This window comes from Flavobacterium sp. RSB2_4_14 (genome assembly GCF_051547085.1).
Classification (GTDB): Bacteria; Bacteroidota; Bacteroidia; order Flavobacteriales; family Flavobacteriaceae; genus Flavobacterium.
The window spans coordinates 323134-336055 of the sequence record NZ_JBPTTL010000001.1 but is presented as its reverse complement, the minus strand read 5'-3'; the positions used below and the strand labels follow the sequence as shown (position 1 = coordinate 336055).

Genomic DNA, 12922 nt, shown 5'->3' with positions numbered 1-12922 from the left:
TCAACGCTATAATCCTTCTCCCCAATTTTTTAACTCTTCTTCACTCCACAAATCTGGGAAAAATATCCTTCTTTGGTATTTTGGATGCATGTATTTTTTCCAATCGCTTCCGCCAGTTGCTTCACCAGAACCTTGTCCGCTTTCAATGTATTTTTTGGCAGCATTTAAATGTCCCATTACCCAAGTAATATTTACAGTGTAATCATAATGACGCATAGCATTGACTAAAGCTTCATTTTTTTGATCTTCAAGAGGTAATTGCTTGAATTTTTGCCAAATGTTTATGGTGTTATATTCCTCCATGTAACGGAGAAATTCTTCTTTATACTTTTTTTCAAAATTTATTAAAAGCGCGCTTTTTTCTCCAGTATTATAATCTTTTCCCGCAGCTTGCCAATATAAATGTTCAAAAGCATGAGAATAAGGAGTGTTTCTGTCGATTGATGCTCTAAATCGATAATCGATAAGGTTGATTAAATCGGTAGATGAAAATTCAATAAGTCTGTATTGTGCACTTTGAAATCCACTTGCTGGCGTCAAAGTATTTCTAAACTTCATGTACTGCGCTACTTCCATTCCGTCGCCCATGATGTCAAATGAAGTAGTCAACATATCAAAATAACGACTAATTCTTCTCAATTTTTCAGTAAAGAAATCAGTTTTTGGATTTTCTGTATGACACAATTGGTCAATTTCCCAAAGTATCATTTTAAACAATAATTCATTGACTTGATGGTACATAATAAAAACCATTTCGTCTGGCAGAACGGTTCTTTGTGTTTGAAGATTCAGTAAAGCATCTGTTTGTATATAATCCCAGTATGTAATTGGTTTTGACCAAAGCAATCCTTCAAGATGGGTTTCTGTTTTTTGATTGATAGCTTCAAATTTTTGTTCTAAAGCATCTAGTGTTGTGTTGTAGTTTGTTGTGTTGACGTTCATTATTATTATTTTTTAACCATAAATGGATTTTTTAATCCTTTGAAATTTTCTAAGTCAGCTTTTATAGAACCGACCACTAAGTCAGCTTTTATTCGAAGCGGAATTTTATTTTCATCATCTGAAATCCATACCATTAGACTTTCCTGTTCTTTAAAAACTCTACCAGATTGAACAAGCGGTCTAAAAATCATGGTTGGAGCAGTACCAAATTTAGTTTTTATATTCTCTCTACCTATAAATTTTAACTTAAACTTAAAAACTTCATCATCAAAAAACATATCAACTACTATTGACTCTCCAACGTTTAATTTATCAATATTGGGATGATTTCTCAAGTAGTAAAAAGCTGAAATGATATCCTGAACATTTTCTGTAACAGAAAAAGTGTTTTCGGTTTTGCTTTTATAATTTTTCACCAAGACTTTATTCGTAGCTTGATTAAAAAATCCTTCTTGGTCTTTTGTATAACCACCTTCGTCAATTTTTCTAACAAATTGATAAGGCTTGTTTGTTACTTTGTCAAAATAACTTTCATAATTATCATCTACTTTAAAAAAGAAACGGGACATTCCCACAGTGTATCCTTTTCCAATAGCGTGATATACTTTTTTATTATTTTTTACGGCATCTTGAATTTCGAGTGTTGCATAGCCCGCATTTATAAAACCATAATGAATTCTGAATTTAAACCATTCACCAGAGTCATAGGCTTCTGGTTTTTGATAATCAAAACTCACCGTCATAAAAAGCAATAGGAGGAAGAAATATTTTTTCACAGTATTATTTGTTTTTTATGAGCATGTGCAATATTCGTTCCAAATGTATTAAAACAAAAAAACTCAGTCAAATTAAAGACCGAGTTTTTATGCTATTAACCAACCAAAAAACTATAAATTATGAAAATTTATCCAAAAAGTTGAGGAAACCACTCCTCGTTTTTGAGAGGACAAATATAATTCATGCTGTTGCATTATTACAAGCAAAAAATCGACTTTAACACAAATTTAATAAACATAAGGTCTTTTAGTGGTCTTTTTTTAAATTATTAGCAACAAATAATAAAATTTACAAAGTTCCTCTCAAAGCTTGTTCACGTTCAATAGACTCAAATAAGGCTTTAAAATTCCCTGCGCCAAATCCTTTTGCACCCATTCTTTGAATGATTTCAAAAAACAAGGTTGGTCTGTCTTCCACAGGTTTTGTAAAAATTTGTAGTAAATACCCATCTTCATCTGCATCAACTAAAATGGAAAGTCTTTGCAATTCTTTGATGTCTTCTTTCATCATGTCTTTATGTACTCCTAAACGCGCTGGGATTTCATCATAATAGGCTTGTGGTGGTGGTGGAAGAAACTCTACACCACGAGCTTTCAATCCAGAAACAGTTTTGATAATATCATCTGTTGCAACCGCTAAATGTTGTACACCTGAACCTTCATAAAAATCAAGGTATTCTTCAATTTGTGACTTTTTATTTCCTTTGGCAGGTTCGTTTATCGGGAATTTAATTCTTCCGTTTCCATTACTCATTACTTTACTCATCAATGCTGAATATTCAGTATGAATTTGAGTGTCATCAAAAGACAAAAAGTTTTCAAATCCCATAACATCTTCATACCATTTTACCCATTGGTTCATTTCGCCCCAACCTACATTTCCTACCATATGATCTACATATTTTAGTCCAAGCGGTTCTGGGTTATATTCCGATTTCCATTCCACAAATCCTGGTAAAAAGATGCCGTTATAATTTTTTCGTTCTACAAATATGTGCACGGTTTCACCATAAGTATATATTCCAGAACGAACTACTTCACCGTGTTCGTCTTTTTCAACTGTTGGTTCCATAAAAGGTTTTGCACCACGTTTTGTGGTTTCTTCAAATGCGGAAGTTGCATCTTCTACCCAAAGAGCAATCACTTTTACACCATCACCATGTTTTTTTAAATGTTCATTGATAGGCGAACTACTATTTAAAGGAGTTGTAAGCACTAAACGGATTTTGTCTTGTTTTAAAACATAACTCACAGAATCTCTTGAGCCAGTTTCTAAACCTCTATAGGCATGGGATTGAAAACCAAATGCGGTTTTGTAAAAATGGGCTGATTGTTTTGCATTTCCAACATAAAATTCTACATAATCTGTTCCTAAAAGTGGCAAGAAATCTTGTGCGCCACTAAATATTTTTTCTAGTCCGTATTCAACGGATTTTACTTCTTTACTCATTTTTTTAGTATTAAAATAAAAGTATTAAGAATTAAGACAAAGCTTTTTCAAAAATAACTTTTAATGATTTTATTAATTTTAATTTTTACTCCAACCAAGATTGGAAATATTTGTCGTCAGCTATTTTCATAGCGTCTTCTGTAACCATAAGAGGTTTGAAAGTATCTACCATTACTGCCAATTCTAATGTTTCTTTTTTACCAATACTTCTCTCTGCCGCACCTGGATGTGGACCATGAGGAATTCCTGCTGGATGCAATGAAATATTTCCTGGCGCTACATCATTTCGGCTCATAAAATCACCATCAACATAATACAACACTTCATCAGCATCAATATTACTATGATTATAAGGCGCTGGTATTGCTAATGGATGGTAATCATAAAGACGTGGTACAAAAGAACAAACTACAAAAGCAGTTGTTTCAAATGTTTGGTGAACTGGAGGCGGTAAGTGAATTCTACCTGTTAACGGTTCAAAATCATGGATAGAAAAGGCATAAGGATAGTTGTAACCATCATAACCAATCACATCAAAAGGGTGAGTGGCATAAACCATTTCGAAAATTTCGTCTTTCTTTTTTAATTTGATAATGAATTCTCCTTTTTCATTGTTAGTTTCTAATTCATAAGGACGACGTATATCTCTTTCACAAAATGGGGAATGCTCTAGTAATTGCCCGAACCAATTGCGATATTGTTTTGGAGTATAAATTGGCGCATGTGATTCTACTATGAACAAACGATTGTCCTCAGTATCAAAATCAATTTTGTATATAATTCCACGAGGAATAATGAGATAATCACCATATTTGAAATCAAGATTGCCATAGATTGTTCTTAATTTACCCGAACCTTTATGAATGAATATCATTTCATCAGAGTCGGTATTTTTATAAAAATAATCTGTGGTAGATTTTCTTGGTGCTGCAAGTACGATATGTAAATCGGAATTGGTTAAAACTATTTTTCTACTTTCTAAGAAATCGTCTTGTGGTGCTACATCAAATCCTTTTAATTTATATGATTGAATGTTATTTGTTTTAGCAATTTTTGGTGCTACGCTATATTGAGAACGTATTTCTTTTACTTGCGTTGGACGGTGTTCGTGATACGAATTAGTTGACATTCCGTCAAAACCAACTGTACCAAAAAGTTGTTCATAGTACAAATCTCCGTTTGGTTTTCGGAATTGTGTATGACGTTTTGGGGGAATATTTCCAAGTTTATGATAAAAAGGCATAAAATTTTTGAATTAAGATTTTTGAATTAAGATTTTTAATTTCAACAAACAAAAATACCTTCACTCAGGATTTCTCTTGATGAGGAATTTTAAATGAATTAATAAGTCATCCCATTTTTTCACCTAACAAATATCGGTAAAATATAAATTCTGTAAATGATTATTATTAAATTTTTAATAAACAAAAAGGCATTAAAAAATTGATTTTGCAATTCTTTAATGCCTTTTTTGTATTTTATTATTGTTTTCTATCTCGCTTTTTTGAAGCTGTAGGCATAAATCAATGCGTGTAATGCTGCAAACATTAAAGAAAAATAGAACAAGAATGAATCTTCAATATTTGGATCTGCATGGTGAACGAAGGCAATTACAATTAACGCTATGACCATTCCTTGTCCAGAACCAGCAACAGTTTTGTAACTTTTTAAACTGAAATTTCCTTTGTTTAATACACTATTTTTCATTCCATAAAACAAATACAAATCAAAACCAATCATCATCCACACAATTAGACGAATCCAAGTGTCTAATGGTAAAAACACCATCATAAATAAACAAACCAAAACACCTGCAATAGGCACGAAAGGAACAAATGGAGTCCTGAATGCTCTAGGCGCTTCGGGCATTTTCTTTCTCATTATTAATACTCCAATACAAACTAAGATAAATGCAAACAAAGTTCCAATACTAGTCATTTCACCAACTACTCTTGCAGGAACAAACGCAGCGAATAGACTTACTATAATCATAAATAGTAAATTATTTTTTGCTGGTGTTCTGAATTTTTTATGAACTTCAGAAAATACTTTTGGCATTAATCCGTCTTTACTCATAGAGAAAAACACTCTGCTTTGTCCCATCAACATCACTAAAATTACCGAAGCATAACCACCTAATATTGCTAGTAATATGGCGGTATTTAGCCAAGGATATGCTGGCGTAATCATTCCGTCTGGACCAGCAGTTCCCATTGCTTCCACAGCAATTGCAACTGGTGCAATACCATCTTTCCCTGCAAATGCTTGATAATTCACAACACCTGTCATAACGTGTGCAAATAGAATATAAAGAATAGTACAAATAGCTAATGATAAAAGTATTCCTATTGGCATATCTCTTTTTGGATTTTTTGCTTCTTGTGCTGCCGTTGACACAGCATCAAAACCTATGTAAGCGAAAAACACTATTGCCGCAGCTCTAATGATTCCTGAGAATCCAAATTCCCCAAAAGTACCTGTGTTTTCTGGAATGTATGGAGTGTAATTTTCGGGTCTGATGTATTGCCATCCAACAGCAATGAAAACAAGAACTACGGTAACTTTTAATAAAACAATTATTGCATTTATAAAGGCAGATTCTCTAGTTCCACGAATCAATATCAATGACATTACCATTACAATAAATACGGCTGGCATATTGATTATACCTCCTTCAAAAGGAGAAAGCATGTAAGCATCATCAATATGAATTCCATAACCACCTAAAAACTTCCCTAAATATCTCGACCAACTAATGGAAACTGTTGCTGCTCCAACTGCATATTCTAACACCAAATCCCAACCAATAATCCAAGCAATAAATTCACCCATCGTGGCAAAGGAATAGGTATATGCACTTCCTGCCACTGGAATCATCGATGAAAATTCAGCATAGCATAATCCGGCAAAAATACAACCGAATGCAGCAACCAAAAAAGAAATTGTAATTGCTGGACCAGCATTCATTGATGCCGCCAAGCCTGTTATTGAAAATAATCCTGCACCAATAATGGCTCCAATTCCCAAGGCTACTAATCCAGGCGCTGTTAGTGTTTTTTTTAGCCCTTTTTCAGATTCAGATGCTTCATTTAAAAGTTGAGTTAGCGGTTTTCTTTTCCAAATAGACATAAATGATAAGTTTAATTAATAGTTTTCAAATATAGTTTTTTATGTTTCACGAAGCACAAATATATAGTATTTGCATTTCAATATATAAGTTAAAATAAAAATCCAACACTAATAAAAGTAAAACCTTTACTAAGTTCAGGCGACCAAGTATATTTTACCTCAATAGGGCCAATTATTGACTCTAAAGCATAGCCAATGGCGTAACCAGTGTATTTTGGTTGAGAAAGCCAATTTCCGCTTACAAATAAATCATCTTCAACATTGGCGTAATTAGCGGCAAAATTGATGTGGTTCTTTTTATAAAATTCATAATCCAATGTAAAGCATGATTTAATGTAACTATCTGCAGAGATACTTAGAAAATCATAACCGTAAAAATATTTGAAATTATTAATAGTATTATAACCATAACCACCAAGAACAAAATCAAAAAAGTGAACACTGTCTTTTCCAATGGCAAATCCAGCTTCTTCATCAATTTTTAAGGTAACTTTATTAAAAAAGGTTTTTACAAATGCAATTTCCCCTTTTGCAATTGAAAAACGATTAAACTCATTTGTATAATCTGTTGAATACAAAAACGATTGAAAGTCACCGGTGAAAAACCACCCTTTTTTTGGAAATAATTTATTGTCATAAGAGTCGTATTTTAAATATCCAAAAATGCTGGTATAGGTGCTATTTTCAAATGTGGGATTTACCTCCCCAAGATTTTCAGAATTAATTTTCAGATTTTTTAATTCCAATCCTGCTCCAATTAAAAATTTTTGAATAAAAACAGTTTGTAAATAGGCTTGATTGGTAAAGTCGGCGTAATTAATGTTTAAGGTGTTTAAACCAAGTTGGTCCAAAATTTCACCGTTATTAAAATCAGTTGAGACATTTTTGTTAAATTGATTGTATCTTGATTTTAAACCGAAACTCCAATAAAACCCGTTGTCAATATAGTAGTCAAAATTATATCTAATGTTATCACCAAGTCCAACATCTAAAGAAATCACATCATTTTTGAAAAGCGAATTTTTTCTTGTCAGGTTTACTAATAGTGCACTTTTATAAAGTCCATCATAATGCAATCCAAATTTTAAATACGTTTTAATGGAATTTTCACCTAAGTTTAATTTTAATTCATCGCCACCTTGATAACTCTCAAGTGTATAATTTATTCTGCTGAAATTTTGGGTTGCGTTGATGTTATTTATCCCAGTTTTTAAATCGTCGTAACTTATTTTTTTGCTGCTTTTAATCCCCAATTTACCCATCACATAAGCTCTGGTATAATTGTCTAATCGGTTTAAACTTATGCTTTTTATTAACAAGGTGTCTTTTTGAACTTTTAGATTATTAGGTTGGTAATCTTTTATAGCGTCTCCTAATTTTTTTAGTTTTTCAAAATTTAATCTTGCACCTTCTTCCCCTTTTTTTATAATCTCTCTTCCTTGATTAAAGGATATTACACCAAAATCCGCTACATCCGGTTTGATATAAATGTCGGTAATTTTGATTTTCTCTTCCATTTTTTTAATCATGTCCAAATTGGTAATTTGAACCAAAATCCGAGTAGCGTCTTTAAGCGCAGTTCTATCTTTTAAATTATCTTGAACATCCACGCCAATAATAATATCAGCACCCATTTTTCGTAATTCTTCAACCGGATAATTATTGATAACACCACCATCTACCAATAGTTTGCCATCAATTTCAACAGGGGAAAATAAAGATGGAAAGGCAGAACTGGCTAGCATGGCTTGTGCTAAATAGCCACTATTCAGAATAACCTCTTCTCCTTTTTCTATATCGGTAGCAATACAGACAAACGGAATAGGAAGTTTGTTGAAATCTCGAACATGTCTTACCTTGTGTGTGAGTTTTGACAGCAAACTATAATTATACATTCCTTTGGAAAGTGCTATAGGAATGCCAATTTTGAATTTATGGAACGGCAACGAAACGGCGTACATTTCATTATTCTTTTTTTCATAAAAACTTTTGGAAGAACGAGGAATATAATCTTGTAATAACTCGTCAAAATCAGTATTGTAAAATATAGAATCTATTTGTGTAGCGCTATAACCAGAAGCATATAAACCACCAACAACTGCGCCCATACTGGTTCCGCCAATAAAATCTATTTTTACGCCAGCTTCTTCAAGAACTTTTAAAACACCAATATGCGCAAATCCTTTTGCACCGCCACCACTCAATACTAATCCAATTTTTGGTCTGGTTTTTTTAATAGTGTCCTGTGCAGTCGCAACCTGAAGAAAAAGAAGACTAATAAAAACAAGTAATGTTTTTTTCATAAAAGGTGTTACGATTTACTTATTGCGTAAAATTCGGAAATTTTTTTGGCTTTTGATGCACCTACAACCTCAGATATTTCATTTTCAGTGGCATTTGCAATTCTTTTAACACTTTTAAAATGTTTAATAAGCGTTAACATTGTTTTTTCGCCTATGCCAGGAATGGTTTCAATGCTGGTTTGTAATGCCGATTTGCTTCTTTTATCGCGATGATGTGTAATACCAAAACGGTGCGCTTCATTTCGAAGATGCTGAATAATTTTGAGTGTTTCGCTCTTTTTGTCCAAATACAAGGGCACGGAATCGCCCGGATAAAATAGCTCTTCTAGTCTTTTGGCAATACCAATAATGGCAATTTTTCCTCGCAACCCTAAATCGTCTAAACTTTTTAAAGCCGAAGATAATTGTCCTTTTCCGCCATCAATAATGATGAGCTGAGGCAAGGATTGATTTTCGTCGAGCATGCGTTTGTATCTTCGGTACACTACTTCTTCCATAGAAGCGAAATCATTTGGTCCTTCCACGGTTTTAATATTGAAATGACGGTAATCCTTTTTGCTTGGTTTGCCATCTCTAAACACTACACAAGCCGAAACGGGATTCGTTCCTTGAATGTTTGAATTATCAAAACATTCTATATGTCGTGGCTCAACTGAAAGTCGTAAATCTTTCTGCATTTGTGCCATAATTCGGTTTGTGTGGCGTTCTGGATCAACAATTTGGATTTGTTTCAATTGTTCCAAACGCTGGTATTTGGCATTGCGTTGCGATAGTTCTAAGATTTGTTTTTTGTCGCCGAGTTGTGGCACAGTGACTTTTATTTTATCGCCAAAATCCAAATCGAAAGGTAAAATTATTTCTTTTGAAGTTAAATGGAAACGCTCTCTTAATTCCACAACGGCCAATTCTAGCAAGGCTGAATCGGTTTCATCCAATTTTTTTTTCAGTTCCAAAGTATAAGAACGAATAATAGCACCATGTGAGATTTGCAAAAAATTGACATATGCCATCGTTTCATCGGAAATGATTGAAAAGACATCAACATTGGATATTTTTGGATTTAAAATCGTGGAGCGCGATTGATAATTCTCTAAGACTTCTATTTTTTCTTTTATTTTTTGGGCAGCTTCAAAATGCATTTCGGCAGCCAAATCCTGCATCATTTTTTTGAAATCGCGCAAACTGTCTTTGAAATTGCCTTTCAGAATTTCACGAATAGCATCGACTTGTTTTTGATAATTTTCTAAAGATTCATAACCTTCACACGGACCTTTGCAATTGCCGATATGGTATTCTAAACATACTTTGTATTTACCTGTTTTAATATTGCTCTCGCTTAAATCATAGTTGCAAGTGCGCAATGGATATAATGCTGCGATTAAATCCAAAATGGTATTTACTGTTTTGAAATTGGTATAGGGTCCAAAATATTCCGAGCCGTCTTTGATCATTCTTCGCGTTGGAAAAATGCGTGAAAAGGGTTCTTTTTTGATGCAAATCCATGGGTAGGTTTTGTCATCTTTCAGCATTACATTATAGCGCGGTTGCAATTTTTTGATGAGGTTGTTCTCGAGCAATAAAGCATCGGCTTCTGATGAAACTACTATGTGTTGTATGGTAACAATTTTTTTGACCAATACGTTTGTTTTGGCGTTATCGTGTAATTTATTAAAATAGGAAGAAACCCTTTTTTTTAGATTCTTGGCTTTGCCTACGTATAAAATTTTCCCTTCTTTATCATAATATTGATAGACACCCGGATTGCTGGGTAAAGATTGTATTTGAAGTTCAAGAGACGGATTGTTCATGAAAACAAAGTTAATTGAAATCTATAGAAATACAAGGGTTGAAAAGGCTAACATTTATCATGTTTTCAAATTAATAAATGTTTTAGTTTTGACAAAAATTGAAGCATGAAGTACTGGAAAAAACTCTCTCAAGATGAACGTAAAGAACGAATAGAAAAAGCATTACACGATAATGTAAATTTTTCAAAAGACATTTCGTTAGGCTATCCTGCCTCAAAACTTGATAGTAAAGTTTTCAATGATGATGCGCCTTTTTTGAAAGATGCACCTATATTACAAACTTATGTTGCTAACCCTAATAATATAGGATGTCATACATATGGTTCTTCTGAAAAAGCTTTTGATGGTACGCATGAAATTGAACGAGAAGTGTTGAACGTTTTGGCGGTAGACGTTTTCAAGGCCGAACCCAATTCGTTTGATGGGTATATTTCTCCTGGCGGAACAGAAGCAAACATTCAGGCCATTTGGATGTTTCGTAATTATTTCATTAATAATTTTGATGCTCAAAGTACTGAAATTGCCATTTTAGCCTCGGAAGACACTCATTATTCTATCCCAAAAGCGGCTAACTTAATGCAACTCGATTGGTTAAAAATTCCAGTAGCATTTAAGAGCAGAATTATAGATAAAAATCAATTGGAAACGATTGTTCAAAAGGCGCAACAAGCTGGGAAAAAATATTTTATTGTGGTTTCAAATTTGGCTACAACAATGTTTGGATCTGTTGATAATCCAGAAGATTATATAGAAGTATTGGAAAAATATAATTTGGTATATAAACTTCATATCGATGGTGCTTATGGCGGATTTGTATATCCATTCAGTAACCAACAATCCAAAATCAATTTTAGTAATCCAAAAATTAGTTCCATTACTATTGATGCCCACAAAATGCTTCAAGCGCCATATGGAACTGGAGTTTTCATTTGCCGAAAAGGATACATAGAAAGTGTGTTGACCAAAGAAGCAGAATATGTGGAAGGAATGGATTTAACGCTTTGTGGCAGTAGAAGTGGAGCCAATGCTGTGGCGGTTTGGATGATTTTATTTACCTATGGACCAAATGGTTGGTTTGAAAAAGTGAGTATTTTGCAAATGCGCACTGAATTTTTATGTAAAGAATTGGACAAGTTAAAAATCGAGTATTTTCGCGAACCGTATATGAATATTGTAACTATTAAAGCAGTATTTATTCCAGAAAAGATAGCTGTGAAATATGATTTAATTCCTCAACAACATAGTGCAGAGAATAAATGGTATAAAATTGTGATAATGGATCATGTAGAAGTAGAACATTTAACTACTTTTATAGAAGATTTGAAAGCTAGCGTTTATGCTTAAAAAAGAGTTACGAAAAAAGTATAAAGACCTTCGTCAGTCATTGACAGAGGAACAAATTGAAGATAAAAGTTTGGCAATAGCCAATAGAATATTGCAATTAGCTATTTGGGACAAAACTTATTTTCATTTATTTCTAACTATTGAAGAACAAAAAGAAGTTGATACCGAATTTATTCTTCAAATTTTAGCTGGAAAAGACAAAGAAATTGTAGTTTCTAAATGTAATTTTGATACTTTAGAAATGACCCATTATTTGTTGACAGACAACACCAAATTCCAAAAAAACGAATACAATATTTTTGAACCTGTTGATGGTTTGGAAGTGCCAACATCAAAAATTGATGTAGTTTTTGTACCACTGTTGGCCTATGATAAAAAAGGGAATAGAGTAGGTTATGGTAAGGGTTTTTATGATATTTTCCTTTCGAAATGTAGAGAAGATGTAATTAAAATAGGAGTTTCTTTCTTTGAACCCGAAAATGCTATTGTTGATGTTTCCGAAAGTGATATTCGTTTGGATTATTGTGTTACACCAACAACAATTAATACGTTCCGAGAGATGTTTTCTTAGCGAAAGCTTTATGGTTAAATACAATTAGAATTCCGACACCAGTTGAAATAGCCATGTCGGCAATATTGAAAATAGCATTAAAAAACTTGAAAGGTTGTCCACCCCAAATTGGCAACCAACTAGGAAGCGTTCCTTCCCAAATAGGGAAATATAGCATATCTACTACTTTACCATGAAACCAAGATCCATATGGATTTTCAGAGAACATGGTTGATAAATGGCCATAGCTATCGTCAAAGATAACGCCATAAAAAACAGAGTCAATGATATTGCCTAAAGCGCCAGCAAAAATTAAAGAAATGGCAACCATTAAATAATTAGAACTGTGTTTTGTACTAGCATCATACAACCAATATCCAATTCCAAAAACGGCTAAAATTCTAAAAGTGGTTAAAAATAATTTGCCATATTCACCTGGAATTTTAGTTCCCCAAGCCATTCCTTCGTTTTCAATAAAATATATCTTGAACCATTCAAAAACATGAACAGTTTCTCCTAATACAAAATTAGTTTTGATGTAAATTTTCGAAAATTGATCTACTAAAAGTATAATAGTTATAATTAAAACGGAATTTCGTAAAGACATTTTTAGAATTTTA

Annotated in this window: 10 protein-coding genes; 2 read left to right on the top strand and 8 right to left on the bottom strand. The window is 33.0% G+C overall.

Features of this window, described 5'->3' with window-relative positions; translation table 11 throughout:
- Positions 1 to 6 precede the first annotated feature (6 nt).
- The 7 genes from ACSVH2_RS01500 to uvrC form a co-directional block, all read right to left on the bottom strand.
- The gene (locus tag ACSVH2_RS01500) at positions 7 to 942 is read right to left on the bottom strand and encodes a tryptophan 2,3-dioxygenase family protein (protein ID WP_438091393.1); all 936 of its coding nucleotides are present in this window, start codon (positions 940 to 942) and stop codon (positions 7 to 9) included.
- Between the two features lie 5 nt (positions 943 to 947).
- On the bottom strand, positions 948 to 1685 hold the full coding sequence (locus tag ACSVH2_RS01495; protein ID WP_438092246.1) for a DUF3108 domain-containing protein: 738 nt from the start codon (positions 1683 to 1685) through the stop codon (positions 948 to 950).
- Between the two features lie 322 nt (positions 1686 to 2007).
- Positions 2008 to 3168, bottom strand: a complete 1161-nt coding sequence (hppD, locus tag ACSVH2_RS01490) for a 4-hydroxyphenylpyruvate dioxygenase (protein WP_438091392.1) — start codon at positions 3166 to 3168, stop codon at positions 2008 to 2010.
- 85 nt (positions 3169 to 3253) lie between these two features.
- A complete protein-coding gene (locus ACSVH2_RS01485) occupies positions 3254 to 4411 on the bottom strand; it encodes a homogentisate 1,2-dioxygenase (RefSeq protein ID WP_438091391.1) in 1158 nt (385 codons plus the stop codon).
- Between the two features lie 248 nt (positions 4412 to 4659).
- A complete protein-coding gene (locus tag ACSVH2_RS01480; RefSeq protein ID WP_438091390.1) occupies positions 4660 to 6297 on the bottom strand; it encodes an amino acid permease in 1638 nt (545 codons plus the stop codon).
- An 89-nt stretch (positions 6298 to 6386) separates the two neighbouring features.
- Positions 6387 to 8600 (bottom strand): patatin-like phospholipase family protein, encoded by a 2214-nt coding sequence (locus tag ACSVH2_RS01475; protein ID WP_438091389.1) that lies wholly within the window; start codon positions 8598 to 8600, stop codon positions 6387 to 6389.
- Between the two features lie 8 nt (positions 8601 to 8608).
- Positions 8609 to 10408 carry an excinuclease ABC subunit UvrC gene (uvrC, locus tag ACSVH2_RS01470; RefSeq protein ID WP_438091388.1) on the bottom strand — a complete coding sequence of 600 codons (1800 nt, stop codon included), beginning with the start codon at positions 10406 to 10408 and terminating at the stop codon, positions 8609 to 8611.
- 105 nt (positions 10409 to 10513) lie between these two features.
- Between uvrC and ACSVH2_RS01465 the strand changes: the two genes are divergently transcribed.
- Both ACSVH2_RS01465 and ACSVH2_RS01460 read left to right on the top strand, forming a co-directional pair.
- A complete protein-coding gene (locus tag ACSVH2_RS01465) occupies positions 10514 to 11752 on the top strand; it encodes an aminotransferase class I/II-fold pyridoxal phosphate-dependent enzyme (protein WP_438091387.1) in 1239 nt (412 codons plus the stop codon).
- Positions 11745 to 12323, top strand: coding sequence for a 5-formyltetrahydrofolate cyclo-ligase (locus ACSVH2_RS01460; RefSeq protein ID WP_438091386.1), 579 nt, complete (start codon positions 11745 to 11747; stop codon positions 12321 to 12323). The genes ACSVH2_RS01465 and ACSVH2_RS01460 overlap by 8 nt, the downstream gene beginning before the upstream one ends.
- On the opposite strand, the gene ACSVH2_RS01455 is transcribed toward ACSVH2_RS01460, so the two are convergent.
- Positions 12295 to 12909, bottom strand: coding sequence for a lipoprotein signal peptidase (locus ACSVH2_RS01455; RefSeq protein ID WP_438091385.1), 615 nt, complete (start codon positions 12907 to 12909; stop codon positions 12295 to 12297). The genes ACSVH2_RS01460 and ACSVH2_RS01455 overlap by 29 nt on opposite strands.
- Positions 12910 to 12922: the final 13 nt, after the last annotated feature.

Excerpts from the sequence above, each read along its gene's own strand:
- ACSVH2_RS01485 (WP_438091391.1), bottom strand. The coding sequence starts at position 4,411 with ATGCCTTTTTATCATAAACTTGGAAATATTCCCCCAAAACGTCATACA.
- ACSVH2_RS01500 (WP_438091393.1), bottom strand. The coding sequence starts at position 942 with ATGAACGTCAACACAACAAACTACAACACAACACTAGATGCTTTAGAA.
- ACSVH2_RS01455 (WP_438091385.1), bottom strand. The coding sequence starts at position 12,909 with ATGTCTTTACGAAATTCCGTTTTAATTATAACTATTATACTTTTAGTA.
- uvrC (WP_438091388.1), bottom strand. The coding sequence starts at position 10,408 with ATGAACAATCCGTCTCTTGAACTTCAAATACAATCTTTACCCAGCAAT.
- ACSVH2_RS01480 (WP_438091390.1), bottom strand. The coding sequence starts at position 6,297 with ATGTCTATTTGGAAAAGAAAACCGCTAACTCAACTTTTAAATGAAGCA.
- ACSVH2_RS01460 (WP_438091386.1), top strand. The coding sequence starts at position 11,745 with ATGCTTAAAAAAGAGTTACGAAAAAAGTATAAAGACCTTCGTCAGTCA.
- ACSVH2_RS01465 (WP_438091387.1), top strand. The coding sequence starts at position 10,514 with ATGAAGTACTGGAAAAAACTCTCTCAAGATGAACGTAAAGAACGAATA.
- ACSVH2_RS01475 (WP_438091389.1), bottom strand. The coding sequence starts at position 8,600 with ATGAAAAAAACATTACTTGTTTTTATTAGTCTTCTTTTTCTTCAGGTT.
- hppD (WP_438091392.1), bottom strand. The coding sequence starts at position 3,168 with ATGAGTAAAGAAGTAAAATCCGTTGAATACGGACTAGAAAAAATATTT.
- ACSVH2_RS01495 (WP_438092246.1), bottom strand. The coding sequence starts at position 1,685 with ATGACGGTGAGTTTTGATTATCAAAAACCAGAAGCCTATGACTCTGGT.